We start from the raw sequence: 26,793 nt of genomic DNA on the forward strand, positions 1-26,793 counted from the left end.
GGCCCAGGAGTCTCCCATGACCAAGATCGCTGTTACCGCCGCCACCGGCCACCTCGGCCAGCTCACCGTGCAGGCCCTGCTCGACCGTGGGGTGCCGGCGGGCGACCTCGTCGCCATCGTGCGTGACCCCCAGAAGGCCCAGGCCATCGCCGCGCAGGGCGTGGAGGTGCGCCAGGCCGACTACACGCAGCCTGAGGGCTGGGCGCAGGCGCTCGCGGGGGTGGACCGCCTCCTGCTCATCAGCAGCAGCAGCATGGAGGACCGCGCCGGGCAGCACCGCACCGTGATCGAGGCCGCGAAGGCGGCGGGCGTGGAGCTGCTGGCCTACACCAGCCTGCTGAAGGCCGACACGGCGCAGATGTCGCTGGCCGCCGACCACCAGGCGACCGAGGCGATCCTGAAGGAGAGCGGCGTGCCCTACGTGCTGCTGCGCAACGGCTGGTACCTGGAGAACTACAACGCGGCGCAGTCGCTGGGCGCGGGCGCGGTGCTGGGCGCGGCGGGCGAGGGCCGCATCAACGCCGCCTCGCGCCGCGACTACGCCGAGGCCGCCGCCGCCGTCCTGAGCACGGAGGGCCACGCGGGCAGGACCTACGAACTGGGCGGCGACCAGGGCTTCACGCTGGCCGAACTGGCCGCCGAAATCGGGCGCCAGGGCGGCAAGGACGTGGCCTACCACGACCTGCCCGAAGGCGAGTACGAAAAGACCCTGGAAGGCTTCGGCCTGCCCACCCCCGTCGCGCAGATGCTCGCCAGCAGCGACAGCGGCGTGAAGCGCGGCGAACTGGCGACCGGCAGCAGCGACCTGCGCGACCTCATCGGCCGGCCCACGACCACGCTGGCCCAGGGCGTGGCCGCCCAGCTCGGCAACTGATCCAGCAACGTCCGGGGCCCGGAGCCCCGTGAGAAGGGAGAAGCCCCGACGGCCACCGAACGGTCGGGGCTTCTCCCTTTCGGTCGGGACTGCGCTTCAGACTGGACGGACCCGCCGCCTTCGCGCCTCTTCCCCTCTCCTGTCTCCCGGGGGCATCCTGTCCCTCTGCACCTTCCGGCCATGCTCTAGGCTGGGGCGCGTGACCGGTCTGACCCCCAAGACGCCCCTCCGCGAGACCACCCCAGAGCAACGGGCGCGTTCGGCCCGCACGTTCTGGATCATCCTGGTGGGGTTCGTGACGCTCGTGGGGGCGGCCGTCGCCTACGCGGCCTGGGGGGGACGGCAGGTGCGCGACTACGGGCAGGCGGTCTACGCCGCCGCGACCCGCACGCCGCCCCAGACCGCCGTGTCCTACGACGTGCCCTGCGCCCAGGTGCTGCCCGGCGTCGCCGCGCCCGGCCGGGTCCAGAGCTGCGTGGCCGAGTTCCGCAGCGGGCAGGTGGCGGTCGTGCTGTCGGCCGAGGGGGGCCGGCAGTACCGCGTGCCCCGTTGAGGCGACGGCCTCCGGACCGGACCGCCCTTCCGGGGGGACATCCGTGAAGCCTTTTCTCATGGCTCCGTCCCTGCTGACCGGTAGGTTAGATGTGTCCACGACGCCCTCTTTCCGCAAGGAGCAGCCCCCATGAGCAGCGAAAAAGTCTTCAAGCCCAGCGAGCCCGGCGACATGCAGTCGCCCAAGTCCAGCAGCACGGTCCTGACCAACAGTGCAGGCAACCCGGTCGCCAACAACCAGAACTCGGTGACGGCCGGGCCGCGCGGCCCGGTGCTGCTTCAGGACCATCACCTGCTCGAGCGCATGGCGATCTTCAACCGTGAGCGCGTGCCCGAGCGCGTGGTGCATGCCAAGGGCAGCGGGGCCTTCGGGACCTTCACGGTGACGGCCGACATCACGAAGTACACCAACGCCGCGCTGTTCAGCGAGGTGGGCAAGCAGTGCCGCATGCTCGCGCGCTTCTCGACCGTGGCGGGCGAGCACGGCTTCGCCGACACGGTGCGTGACCCGCGCGGCTTCTCGCTGAAGTTCTATACCGAGGAAGGCAACTGGGACATGGTCGGCAACAACACGCCCGTGTTCTTCGTGCGCGACGGCATCAAGTTCCAGGACTTCATCCACTCGCAGAAGCGCCACCCCGTGACCGACCGCCGCAGCGAGACGATGATGTTCGACTTCTGGAGCCTGAGCCCCGAGAGCATGCACCAAGTCGTGTACATGTTCGGGGACCGGGGCATTCCGCGCAGCTACCGCCACATGAACGGCTACAGCAGCCACACCTACAGCCTGTGGAACGACGCGGGCGAGCGCTACTACGTCAAGTGGCACTTCCACACCCAGCAGGGCGTGCAGAACCTGACCGAGGACGAGGCGACCGAGATCGCGGGCAAGAACCCCGACTTCCACCGCCAGGACCTGTTCTCGGCCATCGAGAAGGGCGACTACCCCAAATGGAAGGTCAGCATCCAGGTGATGCCCGAGGCCGAGGCCGAGACCTACCACATCCACCCCTTCGACCTGACGAAGACCTGGCCGCACGCCGACTACCCCCTGATGGAAGTGGGCGAGTTCGAGCTCAATGAGAACCCGGTGAACTTCTTCGCGCAGATCGAGCAGTCGGCCTTCGAGCCGAGCAACGCGCCGCGCGGTTTCGGGTTCAGCCCCGACAAGATGCTCCAGGCCCGCCTGATGAGCTACGCCGACGCCCACCGCTACCGCATCGGCGTGAACTACGCGGCGCTGCCGGTCAACCACGCCGTCTCGCCGGTCCACACCTACCACAAGGACGGCCAGACGCACTTCGACCTCAACCAGGGCGGCCAGCCGGTGTACGAGCCCAACTCCTTCGGTGGCCCGGTACAGGACGACCAGCGTCCCGCCGAGCCTGCCCTGCGCATCGACGGCAACGCCGCGCGCTACGACTGGCCCAAGACCGACGAGGACTACTTCGCGCAGCCCGGCGAACTGTTCCGCCTGCTGGACGAGGCCGAGCAGGGCCGTATGTACGACAACTTCGCCCGGCACCTGGGCGGCGCGCCGGACTTCATCCAGCAGCGTTACCTGGGCCTGCTCGACAAGGTGGACCCCAAGCTGGGCGCGGGCGTGCGCGTCAGCCTGAAGAAGCCCGAGTTCACGGCCGAGCCGGAGATCCGGACCATCCTGACCGAAAAGCACACCAACGCGGCGGGGGGCACCCAGCGGCCCCAGCGTGACGCCGTGGGCGCGGACGACTGAAGCCGGAACTCTCTTGAAAAGGGGGACGAAGGGACCGCAAGTTCCTTCGTCCCCTCGCTGTGCAGACTGTAGGCGCGGCCTTTTCCCGCAGCCCCCCGGACCCGTTACCCTGTAAGCGTGACTGTCTCCGATTTCCGGCTGCCCGACGTGACCCCCGTGAGCGAGGTGGACTGGGCCGCCATTCCCAGCCCCGCCTTCGTGCTCGACGAGTCGCGGCTGCGGCGCAACCTCGCGCTGATCTCGCACGTGCAGCGCGAGAGCGGCGCGCAGATCATCGTGGCGTTCAAGGGCTTTTCGATGTGGAGCGCCTTCGGGTGGCTGCGCGAGTACGGGATTACCGGCGCGACCGCCAGCAGCCTGAACGAGGCCCGGCTCGCCCGGGAGGAGATGCAGGGCGAGGTCCACGTCTACGCCCCGGCCTACAGCGACGAGGACTTCGGGCCGATCCTGGAGCTGGCCGACCACCTCGTGTTCAACTCGTTCTCGCAGTGGGAACGGTTCCGGCCGCAGGTGCAGGCCGCGCGGGCGGCCGGGCGCGAGCTACACGTGGGCATCCGCATCAACCCCGAGTACGCCGAGGTCGAGACCGACCTGTACAACCCCGCCGGCCCCTTCTCGCGCCTGGGCGTGACGCGCCGCGAATTCCGCGAGGACCTGCTCGACGGCATCGACGGCCTGCACTTCCATACCCTGTGCGAGAAGGACGCCGACACGCTGGAGCGCACGCTGGAGGTCGTCGAGCGCAACTTCGGCGAGTTCCTGCCGCGCATGAAGTGGGTCAACTTCGGCGGCGGGCACCTCATGACCCGCGAGGGCTACGACACCGCCCGCCTGATCCGGGTGGTACGCCAGTTCCGCGAGAAGCACGGCGTCCACGTGATCCTGGAACCCGGCAGCGCCTTCGGCTGGCAGACCGGCTGGCTGGTGAGCAGCGTGCTGGACGTGGTCCACAACGTCAAGAACGCGGCGCTGCTCGACGTGTCGGTCTCGGCGCACATGCCCGACGTGCTGGAGATGCCCTACCGCCCCCGCATCCTGGGCGCGGGCGACCCGCCCGAACACGAGCACCGCGAGGCGACCGACACCCCGGCCGGGTCGCACGCCTACATCATCGGCGGCACGACCTGCCTGGCGGGCGACGTGGTGGGCGAGTACGTGTTCGACCACGAGCTGAAAATCGGTGAGCGTGTGGTCTTCGACGACATGATCCACTACACGATGGTCAAGACGACCTTCTTCAACGGCGTCAAACACCCCGACATCGGCATCCTGCACACGGACGGCCGCTACGAGCGTGTCAAGACCTTCGGCTACGAGGAATTCAAGGCCAAGCTGAGCTGAGGGGGCGAGCACCGCAGGCGGGCACCCCGGCCAGACTGGACCGGGGTGCCCGCAATTCTTGACCCGGCCCACCCGCGCACAATGCGGGCAGACGGCGGGAGAGGGTGGGGGCCTGTGCCCCCAGCGGAAGGTCGGGAGAAGGGGTTTACTTGCGGTAGACCTTGGGGACGCCGTTTACGGTGCGGATGGTGCCGCCCTCGAAGTCAGCCGCCCAGGCCCCACCGATCTGGTACTGGTCACGGGTGGGGAAGCCCAGGAAGCTGCCCGAACCGCCCAGCCCCTGATAGGTCTTGAGGACCGCGCCCTGGAGCCAGAAGGTGCCGTACTTCTCGGTGCCGTACAGCGCCCCGTTCTGGAAGAAGCCGTACAGGCCGGTCGTGCCGTAGGGGTTGCGGGGAATGACCTTCTCGTCGCCGGCGGCCCAGCCCAGGCGGCTCGGCGGGCGGGTCGCGCCGTTCTCGGCATTCGCCAGGGCGAGGTAGCGCTCCAGCAGGCGGCCGTGGACCGCGTAACTGCGGCTCGACCCGTTGGCGTGCAGCAGGATGGCCTGCCCATAGGCCCCGACCCCCGCGAACTTCTGCCACCAGCCGTCGCCCCAGGGCACGGCGTAGGTCGTGGCGTTGCCCAGGCTCTTCTCGCCCTGGAGGCGGCTGTAGGCCTCGACCATCGCCTGATCGAAGGTGCCGTCCTGGCGCTGCCCAGGCTGGATGCGCGCGGTGGGCTGCGGCGTGGGCGCGGGCTGGGTGACGGGCTGGGTGGGCTGGGCCGGCGTCGTGGGCGCGGGCGTGACCGTATTGGGCGTCTCGGTGATGGTGCCGGTCGAGGTGGTGCCGCCCGCATTCGCGTTGCCGCCGCCATTGCCCACACGGAACAGCGCCACGTCGGTCCCCCAGGCGTCGCCCGGCAGCGGGGTCACGATGACGCTCAGGGCGCGGGCGAGGTTGTCCTGCCCCTGGAGGCGCACCTGCGCGAAGCCCTGCTCGCCGGCGAAGCGCGCGATGTCGTCGATGTTCAGTTCCCGGGTGCTGGCGAGCGCCAGCAGCTTGTCCTGGCCGTTCGGGCCACCCACGCTCAGCGAGTAGTCGGCCCCCGCACCGGGGAACACGCGGTTGGTGTTCGCCTTGACGAAGTTGCTCCGGCCGTTCTCGCCCGCTTCGTAACCGTTGGGGAAGAACAGGTCGATCTGGCCGTCGGCGTTCACGTTGAACAGGTACACGTAGGCGTCCTGCGAGGTCCGCACGCCCACCCGGATCGCCTCGCCCTTGCGGTACACCGGGTTGCCGCCCCCGTTGGGATCGCGGTTGACCCATACCTTCACCTGCGGCCCCGTCTCGACGGGGTTCACGATGATGCTCTGGGCGCTGATGCGCGGAGCGGCGAACGCGCCGCTGCTCAGGCCCAGCAGGGCCGTCATGGCGATGACTTTGTTCATGCGGGCAACCTAGGCCCCCAAGCTGACGACGAACTGAATTTCCCCGTGTGGGCGCGGCTTCTCAAGAGGAATTAAAGAAGACGGCGGCCAGATGTCCCCCGGATGAACCCGGCCTGACCGCCCCCTGAGCCGGGGGGTGGATTCAGGCCAGCCGGCCCAGGACCCACAGCAGCGCCGGGGCGATGAGCAGCGCCGGAAGCAGACTGCCCACCCGCACGCGGCGGTCCTCGAAGCCCAGCCCGGCGAGCATGAGGTTCCAGCTGATGCCCACGATGGTCAGGCCGCCCACTCCCGTGACCAGCAGCACGTAGGGATTGGTCTTGAGGATGGTCGGATCGGCCCCGCCCAGCAGCCCGGCCGCAAACCCCCCCGCCGCGAGGCTGATGCCGCCCTGGATGACCAGGACGGTCAGGGCGCTGAAGCCCACGCCGACCCCGTAGGCCCCCGAGAGCGCCAGCGCCGCAATGCCGTCGAGGGTGCTTTTCAGGACGTAGCTCGACGAGTCGCCGGTCAGGCCGTTCTGGATGCCGCCGATGATCGTCAGTGGCCCGATACAGAACAGCAGGCTGGCGGCCACGAAGCCCTCGGTAAAGCGCCCCCCGCCCCGGAAACGGCGGCGCAGCACCTCGCCCAGGCGCTCCAGACCCTCCTCGATCTTCAGGGCCTCGCCCACGATAGCCCCGGCCGCGAGGCCGATCAGGGCGATGATGACCCCCGGCACGCTGCCGCCGCTGACGCGGCTGAGGCTGCCGGCCATGTCCAGCGCGATGTAAACGGTCACCAGACTGAGGGTCTGGAGCAGAGTGCGCTGCGTGCGTTCGGGCAGGCGGCCGCCGACCAGCAGGCCGACCACAGTGCCGGCCAGCACAGCGGCGACGTTGATCAACGTGCCGGACAGTTGCGAAAGGAGGGACATGCTCGGCCGACTGTAGAGCATGGCATGAGGCCGCTGCCGGGGGAACGTTTAGGCTTGACGGCCGCCTGACGGTGCCCGTGTTACACTCCGCGCAAGTTGAAGCGCCTCTCCTGCCTCCATGACTGCACGACCCCACCGGGCCCCGTGCATGAGGGGGGGTGCGCGGCCGAAAGCGAAAATCTGAAACTCCGTGTGGGGCTGCCGTGTGGCGGCCCCGCGCGCTTTTTGGAGGTGTGACGTGACCCTAGCCGATCAGTTCCGCAACATGCCCACGCTGCTCAAGGTCAGTGAGGTGGCCGAATTCACGAGTACCCACGAACGCACGGTGCGCCGCTGGATCAGGGACGGCCGCCTGGGCGCGGTCGAGCATCCCAGTGGCCTGCGCGTCCCCCGGCGGGCGCTGTGGCGCTTTCTGGGTCTGGAACTGCCGCTGAGCGCGTAGTCCTCTGGCCGGGCGCAGGCGGGACTGCCCGGAGCGTCCTCCTGCGCCGCGCTCCATCCTGATCGCCGTATGCTGCGGGGCGTGGCCGACCCTGCCTCCGCCCTTTCCCTGGCCGCCAGCCGCGCCGCCCTGGACAGTCCCGACGAGGCGCTGGCCCTGTGCACCCTGGCTCTCCTGTCTCCCCTGCCGCACGAACGGGCCGAGGCGGCTGCAGTGGCCCTGCGCCTGGGCCGCCCCCGGCACACGCTGGAGTGGGCCATGGACCCTCTCGTGCGCGCCGCCGCGTGGCTGCGACTGGGTGAAGCGCAGTCGGCCCTGGGCGAACTGGGTGACGATCGACCCCCCTGCGCCCGCGAGGCGGTCCTGCGGGCGCGCGCCGACTGGCAACTGCGCCTGCGGGCGGCCGCCGAACCCGAAAGCGGCGGTACGGACATGGCCCTGCGCCTCGCCCGGCAGGAGGGCGACGCAGGCGCGCTGGTGGCCGCCGCCACCCTGCGCGGCGAGGAGCTGATCCGGGCGGGCGAACGTTTCGCGGCGCTGCGGGCCCTCGCCGAAGGCCTGAAGGTGGCCGAACTGGGCGGGCAGACGGCCGACGCCCACCTCCTCGCGGTGCTGGCCCACGCGCAGGGCGGCGCGAAAGGTGGACGCACCGCCGAGAAGGCCCTGGCCCGGAGCGGCCCTGGCAGCCCGGCGCGGGTGCTCGCGCTGCTGGCCCTGGCCCGCCCCGCAGACGCGCAGTCCCAGGCGGCGGCCGGCGACCTCTCGCCGCTGTGGTGGACCTTTGTGCCCCCGGCCTGAAGACGCCCTGCGGGCGTGGCATACTCCGCGCATGACCGTTTCCGCCTCCCTGCGTGACGACATCCGGCGCGAGTTGCAGGTGCAGCCCGACATCGACCCGGCGACCGAGGTGAGCCGCCGCGTCGCCTTTCTGGCGGCGTACCTGCGCTCGACCCCGGCGCGCGGCTTCGTGCTGGGCATCAGCGGGGGGCAGGACAGCACCCTCGCCGGGCGGCTGTGCCAGCTCGCCGCCGAGGAGGTCCGGGCCGGGGGCGGCGAGGCGACCTTCCTGGCCGTGCGCCTGCCCTACGGCGTGCAGGCCGACGAGGCCGACGCCCAGACGGCGCTGGGCTTCATCCGGCCCGACCGCGCGGTGACCGTGAACATCAAGGAGGCCGCCGACGCGGGCGTGCGCGCCGCCGAGGCCGCGCTGGGCGCCCCGCTGCGCGACTTCGTGCGCGGCAACCTCAAGGCGCGCGAGCGTATGGCGGCGCAGTACGCCCTCGCGGGCCAGGAGAACCTGCTGGTCGTGGGCACCGACCACGCCGCCGAGGCAGTGACCGGCTTCTTCACCAAATACGGCGACGGCGGCGTGGACCTGACCCCCCTGACCGGCCTGACCAAGCGCCAGGGCGCGGCCCTGCTGCGCTTCCTGGGCGCGCCCGAGAGCACCTGGCGCAAGGTGCCCACCGCCGACCTCGAAGACGACCGCCCCGGTCTCCCCGACGAGGTGGCCCTGGGCCTGACCTACGCCCAGATCGACGATTACCTCGAAGGCCGCGAGGTGTCCGAGCAGGCCGCCGCCACGCTCGAACGGCTGTTCCTGAACACCCGCCACAAACGCGCCACCCCGGTCACGCCCTTCGAAACCTGGTGGCGGCGCGGCTGAGCGCCGCAGCCCGGCACGGAGAAAGGGACGACCCCCCGGCCGTCCCTTTTCCGTGTCCTGTGGACCTTACTTGATCGTGCCGTTCAGGCCGTTGGGGTAAAAGCCGCCCTTGCTCGCGCCCGGGGCCAGGTACACGATGTTCAGCACCTCACGGGTCGTGCGGGGGTAGGCCACCGCGTTCCGGTCGGCGGGCGCGAACACGGCCCCGCGCGAGTCCGAGAGCCCCACATCCTTGCCGCCGCCCACCTTGCCGCGCAGCGCACTGATGGCGTCGATGACCTGCCCGACGTACAGCCCGGCCGCCGCCGTCACCTGACGCTGCTCGTAGAGCATGCCGCGCACCACGCCGCCGTGGTAGGCCTCGACGGCCAGGATACCCGCCGCCGCCTGGAGGTAGGCGGGGTTGGTGATGAGGGTCGCGGCGCCGTTGTAGGCGGTGACGCCCACGTCCTCGAAGATGAAGGCGCCGTGCAGGAAGAACAGGTCGTTGGCGTAGGGGTTGAAGCCCACGATCTTGCCGCCGCTCGCCGCGCGCCCGGCCGCGTCGAAGGCGCCCGAGAGGTCAAGGACGGGACGCGGGGCCGCTGCCTTGCCCAGCGCGCCGTACAGGAACTTCACGTGCGCCAGCTCGTCCTCGGCGATGTCGCGGGCCAGGGCCTCGACGTTGCTGTTCTTGAACTGCATGCCGCGCGTGCGGTCGAGGTTGGCCGGCAGCCGGATTTCGGCCCCGCCGCCGATGGCGCGCAGTTCGTCCACCCGGCCCACCGCCGCGAGGTAGAAGGCCGCTTCGAGGTATTCGAGGTTCAGCGCGAAGTTCAGCACGTCGCCGTCGATGTTCTTGGCCGGGGCGGCCAGGGCGCCGCTGCCCAGGGCGGCCGTCCCCAGCGCCGCGCCCAGGCCGACCTTGCCCAGCAGGCCCAGGGCGGCGCGGCGGTTCAGGGCGGCTTCGGTGGTGGCGTCGGTCAGGGTCTCGGCGGTCGCACTGCGGTTCTGGTCGGTCATGTTCGTCGGCTCCTTGAACAATGGGCAACAAGTCTCCCTGGGGCGGCCCCGAATGGACCGCGCCCGGCGAAACGCCCTGCGGATGACTGTGGCGCGGTGGGGACCGCTGGACTCGCGGCCGCCGCGCCTTCCTTGTTCATCCACCTATAAGCGGAGCGGGCAGGATTGGATCACCCGCCCGGACCCCCACGCCCAAAAAGGGGTTACGAAGGCCCGCCCTCGTTGAACTGCGCCTCGGCGTCCCGCTTGATGGGGTTGCGGCGCGTCACGGCGCTCTCGACCTCGCGGCCCGGCACGGCGCGGTCGCTGGTGGTGGGGCCGGGCAGGAAACGGGTGCCCAGGGCCAGCAGGTCGGCCGTGAGCTGCGGCGCGAGCGCCTGGGCGTAGCGCAGCACCTGGGCGGGGCCGCCGATCATCGCCTCGGCGTCGCCGCGGACCAGGGCGTTCACGATGCGCCGCGCCGCCTCGGCCGCGTCCAGCGACATCACCGGCAGGTTGTCGAGCGTGGCGAACAGGGCGTATTCCTTGCGGTGCTGCCCCTTGACCTGGGCATTGCGCGGGCTGCCGGTGCGCATCAGCCCCGGCAGCACGGTGGTCACGCCCACACCGTCGCGGGCCAGTTCGGCGCGCAGGGCCTGGCCCAGCCCCGCCGAGGCGAACTTGCTCATGGAGTAGGGGGCCAGATGGGGCACGGCCACCTTGCCCCCCACCGACGAGACGATCAGCACCCGGCCCCGGCGCGCCCGCAGCAGCGGCAGGGCGCAGCGGGTCAGGCGCAGCGGCGCGAAGGCGTTGATCTCCATGATGTCGCGGAAATCCTCCTCGGTCATGTTCTCCAGCGGCCCGGTCTGGATCAGGCCCGCGTTGTTGACCAGTACGTCGAGGCCGCCATAGACGCGCGCCGTTTCCTCGACCAGCCGGTTCACGTCGGCGGCGTCGGTCACGTCGGCCACGGCCGTCTGGACCTGGGCCCCGCGCGCGCGCAGGTCGGCGGCGGCGCGCTCCAGTTCGGCCCCGTCGCGGGCGGCCAGCATGAGGCGCGCGCCGCGCGCGGCGAACTCGCGGGCCAGCGCCAGCCCCAGGCCGCGCGACCCGCCCGTGATGAGCACGCTGCGTCCGGTCAGCTCGTAGGGGGTCTGGAGGGTACGCCGCGCCGCCAGGGCAGCGGCGGCGGTCAGCAGCATGACTCGACGGGGCACTCGCATAGACCGAGTGTGCCCGCTCGCGCCGCCGCGCCGCCCTACAGTGAAGACATGGACAACCCGGCTCCGGACCGCCCCGCCCCCACCCTCTTCGAGCGCATCATCCGCCGCGAGCTGCCCAGCGACGTGGTGTACGAGGACGCGGAGTACATCGTCATCCGCGACATCGCCCCCAAGGCGCCCATCCACCTGCTCGTCATCCCCAAGCGCGTGACGGCCCGCGTGGACGAGATCACCGATCCCGGCGAGATGGGCCGGCTGTGGCTCAAGGCGACCGAGATCGCCCGGCAGCAGGCCCCCGACTACCGCCTCGTCGCCAACTGCGGTCCCGGCGGCGGCCAGATGGTCTTCCACACCCACATCCACATCCTGGCCGGCTGGGACGGCGGCCCCGAGAGCGACCTTTGAGCGCCTTTCCCTTCGGCGCGGTGCTGTTCGACCTCGACGGCGTCCTGATCGACAGTGAGGGCCTGATCGGCGGGCTGTGGCACGAGGTCCTGCGCGAGCACGGCCTGGACCTGCCCGCACCCGAGGTGGCCGCGCGCACGGTGGGCCGCACCTTCGGGCCGGTCCTCGACGACCTGCGCCTCGCCTACGGCTGGGCCGCGCCCGCCGACTTTCAGGAGCGGCTGGGCGGACGGCTGAACGGGGCACTGGGGGCGGTGCAGGCCATCGAGGGCGCGCGGCTGACCCTGGAGCGCCTGCGGGCGGCGGGCATCCCCCTGGCGGTGGCGAGCAACAGCGCCCAGGAGCGGCTGCACCTCAAGCTGGGAGCGGCGGGCCTGGCCGATCTGGTCCCGCACGCCTTTTGCCCGGCCGACGTGGGCGGGCGCGGCAAACCCCTGCCGGACCTGTACCTGCACGCGGCGGCGGCCCTGGATGTCTCCCCCGCCGACTGCCCCGTGAACGAGGACAGCGCGCCGGGCGCGGCGGCGGGCGCAGCGGCCGGCGCACAGGTCTGGGGCCTGCTGGCAGGCGGACACGTGCATCCGGACACGGCGGCGGGGCTGCGGGCCGCCGGGGCCGCGCGCACCCTGGACTCGCACGCCGCGCTCCGCGAAGCCCTGGGCCTGGGCTGAAGGCCGCCCGCACCGCCGGGGACACGGCGACCTGCCCCCTCTTGATGAACGGCATGTTTGCAAATCACAAGTTTCTATGCAGAAGGCGCAACGTGGGGGCTTGTGTAGACCTATTTACAGCAACTTTTCTGATATTTGACCGTCTGGAATCGTTTCAGATGGCCCAAACAGCGGTGAGAGTCGCATTGACATCTCATAAAGCCGTCCCTAGAATTGCCCTATCGTCACAACAGCGCGCGAGCGCAGTGAAGTTACGGAGGATTCCATGAAGAAAACCGTCCTGAGCCTTACCGTTTTGACCGCCCTGGCCCTGGGGAGCGCGAATGCCGCGACCGTCGTGAAGCTCGCCACCATCAGCCCCCTGTCGGGCAGCAGCAGCAACCTCGGCCTCCAGATCAAGAACGGCGCGCAGCTGGCCGTCAACGAGATGAAGGCCGAGTTCGCCAAGGCCGGGATGACGCTCTCGCTCGTGGCGTACGACGACCAGGCCGACCCGGCCACCGGCACCGCCGCCGCCCGGCGCGTGGTCGCCGACCGCAGCATCCTGGGCGTCGTGGGCACGCTGAACAGCGGCGTGGCGATTCCGGCCAGCGCCGTGCTCGCGCCCAGCCACGTGACGATGGTCAGCCCCGCGAACACCAACGAGAAGGTCACCGACCGTGGCCTGGCGAACATGAACCGCGTGTGCGCCCGTGACGACGCGCAGGGCCCGGCCGGCGCCGACTTCGTGGTGAATACCCTCAAGGCCAAGAAGGTCTACGTCCTGAACGACAAGACCCCCTACGGCCAGGGTCTGGCCGACCAGGCCGAGAAGGCCATGAAGGCCAAGGGCCTGACCGTCGTGCAGAGCGAAGGCGTGGCCGCCGAGGACCGCGACTTCACCGCCATGATCACCAAGATCCAGACCCTGCGTCCCGACGCCATCTACTTCGGCGGTCTGTACGGCCAGGTCGGTCCCTTCGCCAAGCAGCTGCGCGACAAGGGCATCCAGACCCCCATCATCGGCGGCGACGGCTACGACAGCGACGACCTGACCAAGCTCGCCGGCACCGGCGCCAACAACATCTACTTCACGACCGTCGCGCCCCCCCTGGACGCCGTGCCCGCCGCCAAGGCGCTCTCCACGAGCTTCCAGTCCGCCTTCAAGACCGACATGCAGGGCTTCGGCCTCATGGGCTACGACTCGGCCAAGGTGGTGCTCCAGGGCATGCTGAACGCCTACAAGGCCGCCGGCAACAAGGTGCCCACCCGCACCCAGGTCGAAAGCGCCGTGCGCACCGGCACCTTCAACGTCGTGACCGGCCAGGTCAAGTTCGACAAGAACGGCGACCGCCAGACCGCCAAGATGTACGTCATCGCGGTCAAGAACGGCGCGCGCAGCACCGCCGGCACCGTCAACGTCGTTCGCCAGTAATACGCGGGTGAGGCCGGCCCGACCCCATGCGGGCATGGCCGGCCACACGCAGGTTCTTGCAGGGGAGCGCAGGCAGACCGCCGGCCTCCCCTCCTCGCATATCTGAGGGCCGCACCGGCGCTGCGCGGCCCCCGGGTCGTTTCTGGCCTTGTCGATTGGTGGGTGATTTGTGGACTTTCAAACTTTCGGAACCGTGCTGTTGCAGGTACTCGTCGGCGGCCTGAGCCTCGGCGTGCTGTACGCCATCATCGCGCTGGGCTACACGATGGTGTACGGCGTGCTCCAGCTCATCAACTTCGCGCACAGTGAAGTGTTCATCGCCGGAGGCATCGTCGGGTTCCTGGTCTTCGACGCTGTCAAGGCGTCCAGCATGAACGGCTATCTCAAGCTGCTGCTCGCCTGTATCGCGGCCATGGCCGTCTCGGGCCTGCTCAACGTGATCATCGAGCGCCTGGCCTACCGGCCCCTGCGGGGCGCGCAGCGGCTCGTGCCGCTGATCACGGCCATCGGCGTCTCGCTGATCCTGCAAGACCTCCTGCGCTTCCTGGTGGGCCTGCGCGGGCAGTTCGACCTGAGCGTGCCGCTGCCGCAGGGCTTCGGCAATCCGATCTCGTCGCTGTTCGGTCTGGACATCTCACTGCTCAACCTCCAGGTCAAGGACCTGATCCTGATCGTGGTGGCCGTGGTGATGCTCATCGGGCTGAACCTGCTCGTCAACCGCACGCAGCTCGGGCGCGCGATCCGCGCCGTAGCCCACGACCGCCAGACCTCGGGCCTCATGGGCATCGACGCCAACCGCATCATCAGCCTGACCTTCCTCATCGGGGGCGCGCTGGGCGGTCTGGGCGGCGTGATGTTCGCCATGAAGTACCAGGCCCTGAACGCCTACAGCGGCACGCTGCCGGGCATCAAAGCCTTCACGGCGGCGGTGCTGGGCGGCATCGGCAGCATTCCCGGCGCGGTGCTGGGGGGGCTGGTGCTGGGGTGGCTCGAAACGCTGCTGGGGGTCATCAGCCTGTTCAGCTCGGTGCCGGGCCTGCACTGGCTGGGGGCCATCAAGGCCGAGTACAAGGACCTGGGCGCCTTCCTGGCCCTGATCCTGATTCTGTTCCTCAAGCCGGCCGGTCTGCTGGGCCGCTCGGCCGCGGAGAAGGTGTAACATGACGACGCTTCCCGCCAACAACCCTTTTCGGCGCGGTCCCCAGGGGGCCGACCGCACCTGGCCGCTGCTGGGCTACGCCGCCGTCACGGCCGCCCTGCTCATCTTCCTGCGCGGCTCCGTCGCCGACGGCCCGGCCCGGCTGCTCCAGCCCGTGCTGTTCGGGGCCTTCCTACTCTCGCTGCTCTTCGCCTACCAGTGGCGCGCCGCGCCCTGGGCCAAGACGGCCGTGTTCGCGCTGGGCATCGTGTTCGTGCTGCCCTTCATGGGCCGCGACAACACCTCCTATTTCGATCTGGTGATCCAGATGCTCATCTTCGGGGCGCTGGCCCTGGGACTGAACATCGTGGTGGGCCTCGCGGGCCTGCTCGACCTGGGGTACATCGCCTTCTTCGCCGTGGGGGCGTACCTGTGGGGCGTGTTCGGCAGCCCGCAGTTCGCGGAGGTGAGCGGCAACGCGGCTTTCGCCACCGGCATCAACGCCAACTTCTTCTGGCTGTTCATTCCGCTGGGCGTGCTGGCGGCGGCGCTCGTGGGCGTGCTCATCGGCCTGCCGGTGCTCAAGCTCAAGGGGGATTACCTCGCCATCGTGACGCTGGGCCTGGGTGAAGTGATCCGCATCTTCGCCAACAACCTCGACGTGACCAACGGGCCGCAGGGCATCGACGCCATCGAGAGCGCGCCCGTGCCGTGGCTCAACTCGCTGGCCGGCACCCTGGGCTTCGCGCCCGACCAGTACCGCCTGTTCTTCCTGTACATCCTGGTGCTGATCGTGATCGGCATCGTGATCCTGGTGAACTACCGCCTTGACCGCTCGAAGATCGGCCGCTCGTGGATCGCCATCCGCGAGGACGAGGTCGCCGCGCAGGCGATGGGCGTGCCGCTGCTGCGCACCAAGCTGCTGGCCTTCGCCTCGGGCGCGTCCTTTGCGGGCGCGATGGGCGTGATCTTCGCGGCCAAGCAGACCTTCATCGATCCCAAGAGCTTCGACTACTTCCAATCGATCGGCGTGCTGAGCATGGTGATTCTGGGCGGCATGGGCAACATCGCCGGGGTGCTGCTGGGCGCGGTCGTCGTGACCATGCTCAACCTGATGATCCTGCCGACCATCAGCGAGGTACTTCAGGGCAGCTTCCCCAACATCAACCCCAACCTCGACCCCAGCAAGTACCAGCGCCTGATCTTCGGTCTGGTGCTCGTGCTGATGATGCTCTACCGCCCCGAGGGCCTGCTGCCCAGCGCCCGCCGCCAGGCCGAGATGCACCAGGACGACGACCCGCCGCCCGACAGCCTGGAAGCCGACAACGCCCTGCAAGCCGGCACGTCCGAGGTGCTGTCGCCGGGCTTCAGCACACGCGGAGAGAACGAGCGGACGGGGAGTGAACGATGAGCCTGCTTGACGTTCAGGGCATGACCAAGACCTTCGGCGGTCTGACGGCCGTCAACGACGTGACCTTCCAGGTACCCGAGCGCGGCATCATCAGCGTGATCGGGCCCAACGGCGCGGGCAAGACGACCTTCTTCAACCTCATCACCGGGATCTACACCCCCGACAAGGGCAGCATCACCCTGGGCGGACGCAACCTGCTGGGGCTGCGGCCCGACCAGGTGGTGGACGCGGGCATCTCGCGCACCTTCCAGAACATCCGCCTGTTCCCGAGCATGACCGCCGAGGAAAACATCATGCTGGGGCGGGGCGTGCGGCTGAAGTCGGGATACTGGGACGCCGTGCTGCGCAGCGGACGTTTCAAGCGTGACGAGCAGGAAGCGCGCGACACGGCGCGGATCATGCTGGACTTCGTGGGCCTGAGCAAGTGGCGCAACGAACTGGCGACCAGCCTGCCCTACGGCGACCAGCGCAAGCTGGAGATCGCGCGCGCACTGGCGACCACGCCCCGGCTGGTGCTGCTCGACGAGCCGGCCGCCGGCATGAACCCGCGCGAGACCGAGGACCTCAAGGCCCTGATCCGGCGCATCCGCGACGACCTGGGGGTAACGGTGGTCCTGATCGAGCACGACATGCGCCTGGTCATGACCCTGTCGGAGAACATCACGGTGCTGAACTACGGCAGCAAGCTGAGCGAGGGCCGCCCCCACGAGGTCCGCAACGACCCCGCCGTGATGGAGGCCTATCTGGGTCGCGGCGCGGCGGCCGGCGAGTACGGCAAGGAGGCCGGTCCGAATGTCTGATCCGATGACCATGCCCCGCCCGGCAGCGACCGGCGGCGCGCCGCTGCTGGAACTGAGCGACATCCACACCTACTACGGCCAGATCCACGCCCTCAAGGGCCTGAACATGACCGTGAACCCCGGCGAGATCGTGGCCCTGATCGGCGGCAACGGCGCGGGCAAGACGACCACGCTGCGCACCATCAGCGGCATGATGAAGCCCAAGACCGGCACGGTGACCTACCAGGGCCAGAACGTGACCGGCGTGCCCGCCTACACGATCATGCAGCGCGGCATGAGCCACGTGCCCGAAGGCCGGCGCATCTTCCCGCAGCTCTCGGTGCGCGAGAACCTGGAGGTCGGCGCCTACACCGTGCGCGACCGCAAGGTGATCGCCGAGCGCATCGAGGAGGGCTTCAACCTGTTCCCGCGCCTGCGCGAGCGCGAGAACCAGCTTGGCGGCACGATGTCGGGCGGTGAACAGCAGATGCTGGCGATCGCCCGCGCGCTGATGGTGGCGCCCAAGCTGCTGCTCCTCGACGAGCCCTCGATGGGCCTGTCGCCCCTGTTCGTGGAAGCCATCTTCGACATCGTCGAGCGGCTGAACAAGGAACGCGGCACGACCATCCTGCTCGTCGAGCAGAACGCCTCGATGGCGCTGGGCATCGCGCACCGCGCCTACGTCCTCCAGACCGGCGAGATCAAGCTCTCGGGCGCGGCGGCCGACATCGCCGCCGACGAGAGCGTGCGCAAGGCGTACCTGGGCGACGAGTAGGCACCCAGGTCGGACATGGAGCCGGGGCTTGAACGCCCCGGCTTTTTTATGGCCTGTCAGGTGTGCGTCGCCGCGCCCAGCAGCCGGGGGCGGGGTCCTTGCCTGCCGCCCATCTGCGCCACCTCGCCAGACAAGGACTTGCGGCCCTGCCAGGCGACCCCTCCCGCTAGTTCCCAGTGACAGGGCCAGCCGGCATCTGCTCCAGTTTCCGGCGGCCCAGATAGCGAACCCTTGAATCCAATGCAGCGGAACATCACCCTGACCCCGTCCTCCCTTCGGATCGGAAAATCCAGGGTCCAGCTCAAATGCGCTTCAGACCACCAAGATAAAGCCTCAATAAACTTGACATAGATGCACTCAAGTTTCAGAATGGGGGCAGTGATCGTGACCGCCCCTCTTCCTGCCTGGAGGTTTCCTTCTTGAATCCCGAACGCTTTACCGAGGCGAGTACGCAGGCCATCGCGGCCGCGCAGCAGCTCGCCGTACAGAACCAGCAACAGAACCTGACCGTTTTCCACCTCCTGCGCGCCCTGACCGACAACGAGACGGCCGCGCGCGCCCTGACCGGGGCCGGGGGCGACCTGCCGAAGATCCGCGCCGTGCTGGACGCCGAGATCGCCAAGTTGCCGCGCGTGCAGGGCGGCGGCGAGCAGCTCTACCTGGACCCGGCGCTGAGCCGCGCCTTTCAGAAGGCCGACACGCTGGCCGGGCAACTGGGCGACTCCTTCGTGGCCGCCGACGCCCTGCTGCTCTCGGCGCGCGGCGAGTACCGGGGCAAGGGCCTGCCCGACGAGACGAGTCTCAACCGCGCGGTGACAGAGGCGCGGAAAGGAAAAACCGTGACCAACAAGACGAGTGAACAGCAGTTCGACGCCCTGAACAAGTACGGCACCGACCTGACCCAGCGCGCCCGCGACGGCAAGTTCGACCCCGTCATCGGCCGCGACGAGGAAATCCGGCGCGCCATGCAGATCCTGCTGCGGCGCACCAAGAACAACCCGGTCCTGATCGGGGAACCCGGCGTGGGCAAGACGGCGATCGCCGAGGGCCTCGCCATCCGCATCGTGAAGGGCGACGTGCCCGAGGGCCTGAAGAACAAACGCATCGTGTCGCTGGAGATGGGCAGTCTGCTTGCGGGCGCCAAGTTCCGGGGCGAGTTCGAGGAGCGCCTCAAGGGGGTGATCGACGAGGTCGTGCAGTCCCAGGGCGAGATCATCCTGTTCGTGGACGAGATCCACACGATCGTCGGCGCGGGCAAGACCGAGGGCTCGCCCGACGCGGGCAACATGCTCAAGCCGGCGCTGGCGCGCGGCGAGCTGCACCTCATCGGCGCGACGACCCTGGACGAGTACCGCGAGATCGAGAAGGACCCGGCGCTGGAACGCCGCTTCCAGCCCGTGTTCGTGGACGAGCCGAGCGTCGAGGACACCATCAGCATCCTGCGCGGCATCAAGGAGCGCTACCAGGTCCACCACAACGTCGAGATCACCGACCCGGCGCTCGTGGCCGCCGCGCAGCTCTCGCACCGCTACATCAGCGACCGCCAGCTGCCCGACAAGGCCATCGACCTCATCGACGAGTCGGCCGCGCGCCTGCGCATGGCGCTGGAATCGAGCCCCGAGCGCATCGACCAGCTCTCGCGGCGCAAGCTGCAACTGGAGATCGAGCGCGAGGCATTGAGGCGCGAGAAGGACGTGGACTCGCAGAATCGCCTGCTGGACATCGAGGGCGGGCTGCGCAACATCACCGACGAGCTGAACGAGGTCCGCAGCCGCTGGGAGGCCGAGCGCAAGGAGGTCGCCGCGCTGCGCGAGAAGCGCGAGGCCCTGGACGCCGTACGCACCGAGATCGAGAAGGCCCGGCGCGACTACGACCTGCAACTCGCCGCCGAGCTGGAATACGGCAAGCTGCCCGCCCTGGAAAAGGACGTGACCGAGCTGGAGCGCAAGCTCAAGGGCGCCGAGTTCGCGCACCTCGAAGTGACCGACGAGGACATCGCCGCCGTCGTGAGCCGCTGGACCGGCATCCCCGTGAACAAGCTCATGGAGGGCGAGCGCGAGAAGCTGCTGCACCTCGAAGAGCAGCTCCACGCCCGCGTGATCGGGCAGGACCGGGCGATTGTCAGCGTCAGCGACGCCATCCGCCGCGCGCGCGCCGGCCTGAACGACCCGAACCGCCCGCTGGGCAGCTTCATGTTCCTGGGACCGACCGGGGTGGGCAAGACCGAGCTGGCCAAGGCGCTGGCCGAGTACCTGTTCGACAGCAGCGAGGCGATGGTGCGCCTGGACATGTCCGAGTACATGGAAAAGCACACGGTGGCCCGCCTGATCGGGGCGCCTCCCGGATACGTGGGCTACGAGGAAGGCGGCCAGCTCACCGAGGCCGTGCGCCGCCGCCCCTACAGCGTGCTGCTGCTCGACGAGATCGAGAAGGCGCACCCGGACGTGTTCAACGTGCTGCTTCAGGTGCTCGACGACGGCCGCCTCACCGACGGGCAGGGCCGCACGGTGGACTTCCGCAACACGCTGATCATCCTCACGAGCAACATCGGCTCGCCGCTGATCCTGGAGATGCAGGCCCGCGGCGAGGACGCCGCCGAGATCCGCGAGGCCGTGCTGGGCGAGTTGCAGGGCCACTTCCGCCCCGAGTTCCTGAACCGCGTGGACGACATCGTCGTGTTCGACGCGCTGAGCGCGGCCGACCTGCGCAAGATCGTGGACATCCAGATGGGGGGCCTGCGCCGCCGCCTCACCGAGCGCCGCGTGACGCTGCACCTGTCGGACGGCGCCAAGAACAAGCTCGCCGAGATCGGTTACGACCCGGCCTTCGGGGCGCGTCCCCTGAAGCGCGCGATCGCCCGCGAGATCGAGACGCCGCTGGCCCGCGAGATCCTGAGTGGCCGTGTCCCCGACGGCAGCGTGCTGAACGTGGACTACGGCGACGGAGGCTTCAGCTTCTCGACCGGCGCGCTGAACTGAGCCCCAGGCCGCAGCCCCGGACACCGAAAGCCCCTCCTTGACGGAGGGGTTTTTCGTGGGCTGGCCGCGCCGCCCGGGAATACGCCGTCCGGGAGATGCCCTACGGGCCGTTCAGGCCAGGGCCGGCGAGAGGAGAGCAGCGGGCCTGCCCGGAACCCGTCCCCCCCGCCTTCTGGCCTACTCCCCGGCCTTCCCCCGGCACACCCCCCGCGCCAGAAGGGCAGTCTCGAAGGCCTGCGGGTCGGCAGGGGTCAGGTAGTAGGGTCTCTGCCGGACCGCGAGCAGCACCCCGCCCTGCCGGGCCGAGGCGAGCGCCTGCACGAATCGCGGCCCCACTTCACCGGAGGGGCTTTGCCAGGAATAGTTGCCGCTGTAGTAGCCGGGCACCCCCACGCCACCGACCTTCAGGCCCAGTCGCCCGGCCGGGGACAGGACCTTCAGGTCGGCGTAGGGCCAGGTGAGGGTCCCCGACATCCGCTGTACGCGCAGGCCTTCGTCGGTCAGGACATAGCCCAGGCTGCGCGGCATCGCCACCATCAGCCACACGACGCCGCCCGCCAGGACCGTGAACAGCCAGCGCAGCGGCCACGGCAGCGGATCGCCCAGCGGCAGCCACGTCCCGCCCAGCAGCAACAGGGCCGCCAGGACCAGCAGGGCGCGCAGCCCCGCATTCTTTTCGCGCGCGAGGGGAACGGAGACGGCAGACACGCCGTCACTCTAGCCGCAGGGGCCGGACCGGGCGGCAGGGCCCCCGCGGCGGCCGATGCTCTAGGATGGCGCACGATGCGTTCTCCCCTGCCCCGCGCGGTGCTCACCCGGCTCGAATCGGGCCGCGTCGTGGTGTTGAGCGTGCTGCTCGGCCTGCTGGTAGGCGGGCTGTGTATCCTGCTGCGCCTCGCGCTCGACGCCCTGCATCCCCTGGGCGCGATGCTCACCGGCTACGCGCCCCCCGGCACCCCCGGTGAAGGCGGGCTGCTCATGGCCTTCGGGGACGCGCTGCCCTGGGGCCTGCTGTTCCTGCCCTTCGTGGGGGCGCTGTACGCGTGGCTGGTCCCCGCCGAACCCGGCGCGCCCCTCACGCAGCTCGTACGCGGCTACCACAGCGGGGGAAGCTGGCCGGGCCTGCGCGCGGGGCTGCGCACCCTGGCGGGCACGGCGGCGGCCTACAGCGCGGGGCTGCTCGTCGGGCGCGACTCGGCCTTCACCATGCTGGGCCAGATGGGCACCCGGCTGCTGGGGCGCGTGACCCGGCTCGACGCGGTCGAGACCCGCACCCTGACCCTGGCGGGCGCGGCGGCGGGTCTGGGAGCCGTGCTGCACGCGCCCCTCGCGGCGGCGGTCTTGATCGCCGAGGTGCTGTACCGCCGCTTCGAGTTCGAGGTGGAGGCGCTGATGCCCTGCGTGCTCGCGGCGGTCGTAGCCTACGCGGTGTACGGCCTGGGCTTTGGCTTCTCGCCGCTGCTCAGCGTGCCCGACGTGCAGGTGCCGGCCCTGGCACAGCTGCCCGCCCTGGTCGGCGTGGTGCTGGGCGTGGTGCTGTCTGGCTGGCTGCTGCTGCGCGCGGCCCGGCTGCTGCCCGCGCAGTGGAGTGACGGCTGGGCACGGCCGCTGCTGGGCGGGGTGTTCGGGCTGCTCACGGCGGCGCTGGCGTACCTGAGCACGCCCGCCGTGCTGGGCGACGGCACCGGCTGGCTGCAACTGGGCGTGAGCGGTTTCCTGGGGCCGGACGCGGCGGGCGCGGGGCTGTGGCGCTGGGCCCTGCTGGCCCTGGGCGCGCGCCTGGCCTTCGGGGGCGGCATCTTCCCGTCGGTGGCGACGGGCGGGCTGCTGGGGGCCACCCTGGGGGGGCTGCTGGGGCTGGACGTGGCGGTCGCGGCGCTGGTCGGGTCGGCGGCCTTCCTGGCCGTCACCCTGAACGCCCCGGTCGGCGCCTCGCTGCTCGTCGTGGCCTGGGGCGGCGAGGCCCTGCTGCCCGTCGCCCTTCTCGCCGCAGGCACCGCCCACCTGCTGAGCGGCGAAAGCGGACTGCTGCCCGGTCAGGCCATCTCGCGGGCACGCAGCCGGGTCCACATGCCGCCCACCTTCGCCGCGCTGCCGGCCACGGTGCGCTATCTGGCCCGCCGGAACGCCGACGCCCCCGACACCCCGGGCATCCCCTACGACGCCCCCGCCGAGCTGGCCGCCGGCACTGACATGGCGGTGGCCGCTCCCAGCAACGAACCCGAGCTGTACCGCCGCGCCGTCCCGGCGAGCTGGCGCGGCGCGCGGGTGCGGCTGCTGGCACTGCCGCCGGGAGTGGAGGTCGTGGGCATCGTGCGCGACGGCAGCGTGCGCCTGCCCCACGCCGAACTGCGCCTGACCCCCGAGGACGAACTGGTGTTTCTGGCCCGCCCCGACGCCTACGCGGCGCTCGAAGGCGTGCTGCGGCTGCCCGGCGCCTGACCCTGGCCGGCCACCGGGCGGGGCCGGCAACCCCCGGGAGCGCGCTACACTCCGCCATGCCCGAACACCACCTGAAGGCCGCCGGAGCTGTCCACACCGTCTGGGACGCGGCGCTGCCCCCGGCCCTGCACGCCGCGCCCGGCGATACCGTGCGTTTCGGAACGCTGGACGCCTCCTACGGCCGCGTGGCCCGGCAGGTGGCGGCCGGCGGGCTGGACCTGCCTGACGACCTGCGTGCCCTGATCGCGGCGGGGGCCTCTGCGCCTGGGCCACTTACGGGCGGCCAGCCGGGCCACCCCCTCACCGGCCCCGTGTATGTCGAGGGCGCGCGGCCCGGCGACACGCTGGTGGTCGAACTGCTGGAGGTCCGTACCGGCGACTGGGGCTGGACCGGCTGCCGGCCCGGCGGCATCGGCCTGCTCGACGACGAGGTGCCGGGCGCGCATACCCACTTCTGGGACCTGCGGGCGGGCACCCACACTGACTTTCTGGCCTCCGGCTTCCGGGCGCGGCTGCCGCTGGCGCCCTTTCCCGGCGTGATCGGGGTCGCGCCCGCCGCGCCGGGGCCGCACCCCACCGCGCCGCCCCGGCAGGTGGGCGGCAACATGGACGTGCGGCAACTCGTGGCCGGCAGCACGCTGTACCTGCCGGTCGAGGTGCCCGGCGCGCTGCTGAGCGTGGGGGACGTGCACGCCGCGCAGGGCGACGGCGAGGTGTCGGGCACCGGCATCGAGACCGACGGCGAGGTCACGGTGCGCCTGGGACTGCGGCGGGGGCGCGCCCTCACCATGCCGGAGCTGCGCACGCCGCCCGAGCCGACCCCGCTGTGGAGCGCCGGAGCCTACGTGACCACCGGGCACGCCCCCGAGCTGCTGGAGGCCGCCCGCCACGCCCTGCGCGGCATGCTCGCGCACCTCGGCGAGGAATACGGCCTGGGGTTCACGGACGCGTACATCCTGGCGAGTGCCTGTGTGGACCTGCGCGTCAGCCAGATCGTGGACGCGCCGCACTACACCGTGAGCGCCCTGCTGCCCCAGGGCCTCTTCGCGCGCTAGAACAGGGCCATGAACAACCCAGAAGCAGTGTCCGGCGATTTCTCGCCCGTCATGGAGTATCTGCGCCAGCTCGTGGAGGTCACCGGCCCCAGCGGCAGCGAGGAGGACGTGGCCCGGCGCGTGCTGGAGCTCGCCCGGCCCCACGCCGACGAGCTGAGCGTGGACGCGGTGGGCAACGTGGTCGCGGTGCGCCGCGCCGCCGACCCCTCGGCGCGGCGGCTGCTGATCTGCGCGCACATGGACGAGATCGGCTTCCGGGTGCGGCGCGTGGACGAGGGCGGCACCCTGCGCCTGGAAAAGGTGGGCGGCAGCGACGACCGGATTCTGCCGGCCCAGCGCGTGTGGGTGCGCACCGAGGAGGGCCGGATTCCGGGTGTGATCGGCACCAAGAGCGCGCACCTGCTGACCGACGCCGACCGCGCGAGCGTCACGCCCTACGCGCAGCTGTACGTGGACATCGGCGCCCGCAGCGCCGGCGAGGCCGCCGCGATGGGCGTGCGGCCCGGCGACCCGGTGGGTTTCGCCGGCGAGCTGACCGAGCTGGGCCGGAACAGCGGACGCTACACCGCCCACGCCCTGGACGACCGGGCGGGCTGCGCGGTGCTGCTGGCGCTGCTCGCGGGCTTCAGCGGCGACGCCCGGCCCCCCGTCACGCTCGTCGCCGCCTTCTCGGTGCAGGAGGAGGTCGGGCTGCGCGGCGCGCAGGTCCTCGCCCGCGCCCTGCCGGCCGGGCAGACCCCGGACGTGGCCCTGGCCCTGGACATGACGGCCGCCGACGACACCCCCGAACTCGGTGCGCCCACGCTGCGGCTGGGGGCCGGCCCGACCGTCAAGGTCATGGATTTCTCGACCCTGGCCCACCCGGCGGTGCGGCGGGGGCTCCTGCGTGCCGCGCAGACCCGAGACCTGCCGGTGCAACACGAACTCCTCAAAGGCATCGGCACCGACGCGGGCGCGCTGCAATACCTCGGCGTGCCGACCGGGGCCGTGTCGGTCACCAACCGTTACACCCACAGCCCCGTCGAGGTGCTCGACCGCCGCGACCTGGAGGCGGCGCAGGCCCTGCTGCTGGGCTTCATGCACGACCTGCCGGAGACGCCGCTGGATTTCCTGCCTACGCCCTGAACCCGCCCCCGTCCCTGTGGAACAGACGCCCGGCGCGCACGTGCCCTAGCCTGGGCGGGCCATGCCTGTTCCCGACGCACCGCCCGCCCTGCCCGAACCCGCTGCCCCCCGGCGCAGCTGGGACCGCAACGAGCGGCTGGGCATCCTCAACGGGTGGGCGGTGTTCGCGGGCGACGGGTTCCTGAACGTCTCGGTGGTCATCTCGGGCTTCGCGGCGCGGCTGGGCGCCCCCAACTGGGTCATCGGGCTGCTGCCGGCCATCGCCGGGGGCGGCTGGATGCTGCCGCAGCTCCTGATCGCCGCGCGGGTCCGGAGTGCGCCCTACAAGCTGCCGGTGTACCGCTCGGCCGCCTTCATCCGGGCGGCGACCTACGTCTCGATGGTCCTGATCGCCGCCTTCCTGGCCGACCAGCCGGCCCTGTGCCTGACCCTGTTCGTGCTGGCGATGCTCGCCAACGCCCTGGCCTCGGGCGTGGCGGGCCTGCCCTTTCTGGAGGTGGTGAGCAAGACGGTCTCGCCGGACCGCCGCCCACGCTTTTTCGGCACGCGCAACCTGTACGGCGGGCTGCTGGCCTTCGGGGCGGGGCTGGTCGTGCGCGCGGTGCTGGGGTCGGACCTCGCCTTTCCGCTCAACTACGCGCTGCTGTTCGCGCTGGGCACCGTCGCCTATACCTTCGGCTACTGGGTCTTCGGGCTGGTGACCGAGCCGCCCGACCCACCCCTGCCCCCGCAGGGCTTCCGGGGCGAGCTGCGCGCCATCCCGGAGACGCTGCGCGACCCGCACTTCCGGGCCTTCCTGACCGTGCGGCTGCTGCTGGCGGGGGCCAGCATGAGCGAACCCTTCTTCGCGGTCTATGCCCTGCGCGCCCTGCACTTTCCGGCGGCGGTCCTGGGGGCCTTCGTGATGGCGCTGACGGCCGCCGCGCCGCTGTCGAACGTGGTATGGCAGCGCGTGGCCGAACGCAAGGGCTCGCGCCGGATCATCCGCTACGCGAGCGTCTTCTATGGCCTCGCGCCGCTGTGGGCCTTCGCGGTGGGGGCGCTGCACCTCGGGGCCTGGGCCTACCTGGGCGTGTTCATCCTGACGAGCGTGGCGGCGCAGGGCTTCAATCTGGGCCACACCAACCACCTGCTCAACATCGCCCCCGACGGCGCGCGCAGCCGCTACATCGGCACGCTGAACACGCTCGTCGGCGCGGCCCTGTTCACGCCGGTCGTGGGTGGATTGATCGCCGACCGCGCCGGCTACACGCCGGTCTTTGCCCTGAGTGCCGTACTGTGCGCCGCCGCGTGGTGGTGGTGCGGCAAACTGCGGCGCGACGCCTGAACCGGGTGAAATGGGGTCCGGACCCTCGCCCGGCCACAGCGACGTCGCAATCTTCATTCCGATTTTTTAAAAAGACGTCGCAGCGGGAGCACTCCATTCCTGCTGCGA

Annotated in this window: 24 protein-coding genes; 19 read left to right on the forward strand and 5 right to left on the reverse strand. The window is 70.6% G+C overall.

The genetic code is table 11. From position 1 onward, the window contains the following. Positions 1 to 16: 16 nt before the first annotated feature. From DGO_RS08790 to nspC, 4 genes are all read left to right on the forward strand, one after another. Complete coding sequence (locus DGO_RS08790) at positions 17 to 874, forward strand: SDR family oxidoreductase (protein ID WP_014685144.1); 858 nt, start codon at positions 17 to 19, stop codon at positions 872 to 874. Positions 875 to 1,073: 199 nt separating this feature from the next. Further along, positions 1,074 to 1,427 carry a hypothetical protein gene (locus tag DGO_RS08795; protein ID WP_050920747.1) on the forward strand — a complete coding sequence of 118 codons (354 nt, stop codon included), beginning with the start codon at positions 1,074 to 1,076 and terminating at the stop codon, positions 1,425 to 1,427. 129 nt (positions 1,428 to 1,556) lie between these two features. Beyond that, positions 1,557 to 3,161: a catalase gene (locus DGO_RS08800; RefSeq protein ID WP_014685146.1), complete on the forward strand. Its 1,605-nt coding sequence runs from the start codon at positions 1,557 to 1,559 to the stop codon at positions 3,159 to 3,161. Positions 3,162 to 3,278: 117 nt separating this feature from the next. Further along, a complete protein-coding gene (gene nspC / locus DGO_RS08805) occupies positions 3,279 to 4,502 on the forward strand; it encodes a carboxynorspermidine decarboxylase (protein ID WP_043801765.1) in 1,224 nt (407 codons plus the stop codon). 145 nt (positions 4,503 to 4,647) lie between these two features. Here nspC and DGO_RS08810 read toward each other — a convergent pair whose 3' ends face one another. Both DGO_RS08810 and DGO_RS08815 read right to left on the reverse strand, forming a co-directional pair. Continuing rightward, positions 4,648 to 5,934 carry a DUF4384 domain-containing protein gene (locus DGO_RS08810; RefSeq protein WP_043801768.1) on the reverse strand — a complete coding sequence of 429 codons (1,287 nt, stop codon included), beginning with the start codon at positions 5,932 to 5,934 and terminating at the stop codon, positions 4,648 to 4,650. Between the two features lie 142 nt (positions 5,935 to 6,076). Then, the gene (locus tag DGO_RS08815; protein ID WP_014685149.1) at positions 6,077 to 6,850 is read right to left on the reverse strand and encodes a DUF554 domain-containing protein; all 774 of its coding nucleotides are present in this window, start codon (positions 6,848 to 6,850) and stop codon (positions 6,077 to 6,079) included. Between the two features lie 238 nt (positions 6,851 to 7,088). Here DGO_RS08815 and DGO_RS08820 point away from each other — a divergent pair, with 238 nt between their 5' ends. The 3 genes from DGO_RS08820 (at position 7,089) to nadE (ending at position 8,958) form a co-directional block, all read left to right on the forward strand. Continuing rightward, entirely contained in the window at positions 7,089 to 7,292 is a 204-nt protein-coding gene (locus DGO_RS08820; RefSeq protein WP_043801770.1) for a helix-turn-helix domain-containing protein, read from the forward strand. Between the two features lie 81 nt (positions 7,293 to 7,373). Further along, positions 7,374 to 8,090: a hypothetical protein gene (locus DGO_RS08825; protein WP_226991327.1), complete on the forward strand. Its 717-nt coding sequence runs from the start codon at positions 7,374 to 7,376 to the stop codon at positions 8,088 to 8,090. Positions 8,091 to 8,121: 31 nt separating this feature from the next. Further along, on the forward strand, positions 8,122 to 8,958 hold the full coding sequence (nadE, locus tag DGO_RS08830; RefSeq protein ID WP_043801773.1) for an ammonia-dependent NAD(+) synthetase: 837 nt from the start codon (positions 8,122 to 8,124) through the stop codon (positions 8,956 to 8,958). A gap of 66 nt (positions 8,959 to 9,024) precedes the next feature. Here nadE and DGO_RS08835 read toward each other — a convergent pair whose 3' ends face one another. Further along, positions 9,025 to 9,960, reverse strand: a complete 936-nt coding sequence (locus DGO_RS08835; protein WP_014685152.1) for a ferritin-like domain-containing protein — start codon at positions 9,958 to 9,960, stop codon at positions 9,025 to 9,027. 203 nt (positions 9,961 to 10,163) lie between these two features. Continuing rightward, complete coding sequence (locus DGO_RS08840) at positions 10,164 to 11,165, reverse strand: SDR family NAD(P)-dependent oxidoreductase (RefSeq protein WP_014685153.1); 1,002 nt, start codon at positions 11,163 to 11,165, stop codon at positions 10,164 to 10,166. Positions 11,166 to 11,213: 48 nt separating this feature from the next. Between DGO_RS08840 and DGO_RS08845 the strand changes: the two genes are divergently transcribed. The 8 genes from DGO_RS08845 to clpB all read left to right on the forward strand — a co-directional run bounded on the left by DGO_RS08845 (position 11,214) and on the right by clpB (position 20,736). Continuing rightward, on the forward strand, positions 11,214 to 11,570 hold the full coding sequence (locus DGO_RS08845; RefSeq protein WP_043803582.1) for a histidine triad nucleotide-binding protein: 357 nt from the start codon (positions 11,214 to 11,216) through the stop codon (positions 11,568 to 11,570). Continuing rightward, the gene (locus DGO_RS08850; RefSeq protein ID WP_043801775.1) at positions 11,567 to 12,241 is read left to right on the forward strand and encodes an HAD family hydrolase; all 675 of its coding nucleotides are present in this window, start codon (positions 11,567 to 11,569) and stop codon (positions 12,239 to 12,241) included. The genes DGO_RS08845 and DGO_RS08850 overlap by 4 nt, the downstream gene beginning before the upstream one ends. A 265-nt stretch (positions 12,242 to 12,506) precedes the next feature. After that, the gene (locus tag DGO_RS08855) at positions 12,507 to 13,655 is read left to right on the forward strand and encodes a branched-chain amino acid ABC transporter substrate-binding protein (protein ID WP_014685156.1); all 1,149 of its coding nucleotides are present in this window, start codon (positions 12,507 to 12,509) and stop codon (positions 13,653 to 13,655) included. 169 nt (positions 13,656 to 13,824) lie between these two features. After that, entirely contained in the window at positions 13,825 to 14,814 is a 990-nt protein-coding gene (locus tag DGO_RS08860) for a branched-chain amino acid ABC transporter permease (protein ID WP_014685157.1), read from the forward strand. 1 nt (position 14,815) lies between these two features. Then, on the forward strand, positions 14,816 to 16,204 hold the full coding sequence (locus tag DGO_RS08865) for an ABC transporter permease subunit (protein WP_043801778.1): 1,389 nt from the start codon (positions 14,816 to 14,818) through the stop codon (positions 16,202 to 16,204). Then, complete coding sequence (locus DGO_RS08870) at positions 16,201 to 17,004, forward strand: ABC transporter ATP-binding protein (protein ID WP_014685159.1); 804 nt, start codon at positions 16,201 to 16,203, stop codon at positions 17,002 to 17,004. The genes DGO_RS08865 and DGO_RS08870 overlap by 4 nt, the downstream gene beginning before the upstream one ends. Then, positions 16,997 to 17,758 carry an ABC transporter ATP-binding protein gene (locus DGO_RS08875; RefSeq protein WP_014685160.1) on the forward strand — a complete coding sequence of 254 codons (762 nt, stop codon included), beginning with the start codon at positions 16,997 to 16,999 and terminating at the stop codon, positions 17,756 to 17,758. Before DGO_RS08870 ends, DGO_RS08875 begins: the two co-directional genes overlap by 8 nt. Before the next feature lie 419 nt (positions 17,759 to 18,177). Then, complete coding sequence (gene clpB / locus DGO_RS08880) at positions 18,178 to 20,736, forward strand: ATP-dependent chaperone ClpB (RefSeq protein WP_014685162.1); 2,559 nt, start codon at positions 18,178 to 18,180, stop codon at positions 20,734 to 20,736. Positions 20,737 to 20,913: 177 nt separating this feature from the next. Here the strand turns inward: clpB and DGO_RS08885 are convergent, their stop codons facing one another. Beyond that, positions 20,914 to 21,444 (reverse strand): PH domain-containing protein, encoded by a 531-nt coding sequence (locus DGO_RS08885; protein ID WP_014685163.1) that lies wholly within the window; start codon positions 21,442 to 21,444, stop codon positions 20,914 to 20,916. Between the two features lie 75 nt (positions 21,445 to 21,519). Here DGO_RS08885 and DGO_RS08890 point away from each other — a divergent pair, with 75 nt between their 5' ends. The 4 genes from DGO_RS08890 (at position 21,520) to DGO_RS08905 (ending at position 26,685) form a co-directional block, all read left to right on the forward strand. Beyond that, the gene (locus tag DGO_RS08890; RefSeq protein ID WP_014685164.1) at positions 21,520 to 23,178 is read left to right on the forward strand and encodes a chloride channel protein; all 1,659 of its coding nucleotides are present in this window, start codon (positions 21,520 to 21,522) and stop codon (positions 23,176 to 23,178) included. A 56-nt stretch (positions 23,179 to 23,234) separates the two neighbouring features. Next, positions 23,235 to 24,233 (forward strand): acetamidase/formamidase family protein, encoded by a 999-nt coding sequence (locus tag DGO_RS08895; protein ID WP_043801782.1) that lies wholly within the window; start codon positions 23,235 to 23,237, stop codon positions 24,231 to 24,233. 9 nt (positions 24,234 to 24,242) lie between these two features. Continuing rightward, complete coding sequence (locus tag DGO_RS08900) at positions 24,243 to 25,358, forward strand: M42 family metallopeptidase (RefSeq protein WP_050920749.1); 1,116 nt, start codon at positions 24,243 to 24,245, stop codon at positions 25,356 to 25,358. Between the two features lie 61 nt (positions 25,359 to 25,419). Next, positions 25,420 to 26,685: an MFS transporter gene (locus DGO_RS08905; RefSeq protein WP_050920750.1), complete on the forward strand. Its 1,266-nt coding sequence runs from the start codon at positions 25,420 to 25,422 to the stop codon at positions 26,683 to 26,685. The last annotated feature ends 108 nt before the right edge of the window (positions 26,686 to 26,793 follow it).

Source organism: Deinococcus gobiensis I-0 (assembly GCF_000252445.1).
GTDB classification, from domain to species: domain Bacteria; phylum Deinococcota; class Deinococci; order Deinococcales; family Deinococcaceae; genus Deinococcus; species Deinococcus gobiensis.

Excerpts from the sequence above, each read along its gene's own strand:
- nadE (WP_043801773.1), top strand. The coding sequence starts at position 8,122 with ATGACCGTTTCCGCCTCCCTGCGTGACGACATCCGGCGCGAGTTGCAG.
- DGO_RS08835 (WP_014685152.1), bottom strand. The coding sequence starts at position 9,960 with ATGACCGACCAGAACCGCAGTGCGACCGCCGAGACCCTGACCGACGCC.
- DGO_RS08815 (WP_014685149.1), bottom strand. The coding sequence starts at position 6,850 with ATGTCCCTCCTTTCGCAACTGTCCGGCACGTTGATCAACGTCGCCGCT.
- DGO_RS08845 (WP_043803582.1), top strand. The coding sequence starts at position 11,214 with ATGGACAACCCGGCTCCGGACCGCCCCGCCCCCACCCTCTTCGAGCGC.
- DGO_RS08790 (WP_014685144.1), top strand. The coding sequence starts at position 17 with ATGACCAAGATCGCTGTTACCGCCGCCACCGGCCACCTCGGCCAGCTC.
- DGO_RS08870 (WP_014685159.1), top strand. The coding sequence starts at position 16,201 with ATGAGCCTGCTTGACGTTCAGGGCATGACCAAGACCTTCGGCGGTCTG.
- DGO_RS08890 (WP_014685164.1), top strand. The coding sequence starts at position 21,520 with ATGCGTTCTCCCCTGCCCCGCGCGGTGCTCACCCGGCTCGAATCGGGC.
- DGO_RS08865 (WP_043801778.1), top strand. The coding sequence starts at position 14,816 with ATGACGACGCTTCCCGCCAACAACCCTTTTCGGCGCGGTCCCCAGGGG.
- DGO_RS08895 (WP_043801782.1), top strand. The coding sequence starts at position 23,235 with ATGCCCGAACACCACCTGAAGGCCGCCGGAGCTGTCCACACCGTCTGG.
- DGO_RS08875 (WP_014685160.1), top strand. The coding sequence starts at position 16,997 with ATGTCTGATCCGATGACCATGCCCCGCCCGGCAGCGACCGGCGGCGCG.
- DGO_RS08900 (WP_050920749.1), top strand. The coding sequence starts at position 24,243 with ATGAACAACCCAGAAGCAGTGTCCGGCGATTTCTCGCCCGTCATGGAG.
- DGO_RS08810 (WP_043801768.1), bottom strand. The coding sequence starts at position 5,934 with ATGAACAAAGTCATCGCCATGACGGCCCTGCTGGGCCTGAGCAGCGGC.
- DGO_RS08800 (WP_014685146.1), top strand. The coding sequence starts at position 1,557 with ATGAGCAGCGAAAAAGTCTTCAAGCCCAGCGAGCCCGGCGACATGCAG.
- DGO_RS08855 (WP_014685156.1), top strand. The coding sequence starts at position 12,507 with ATGAAGAAAACCGTCCTGAGCCTTACCGTTTTGACCGCCCTGGCCCTG.
- DGO_RS08905 (WP_050920750.1), top strand. The coding sequence starts at position 25,420 with ATGCCTGTTCCCGACGCACCGCCCGCCCTGCCCGAACCCGCTGCCCCC.
- DGO_RS08840 (WP_014685153.1), bottom strand. The coding sequence starts at position 11,165 with ATGCGAGTGCCCCGTCGAGTCATGCTGCTGACCGCCGCCGCTGCCCTG.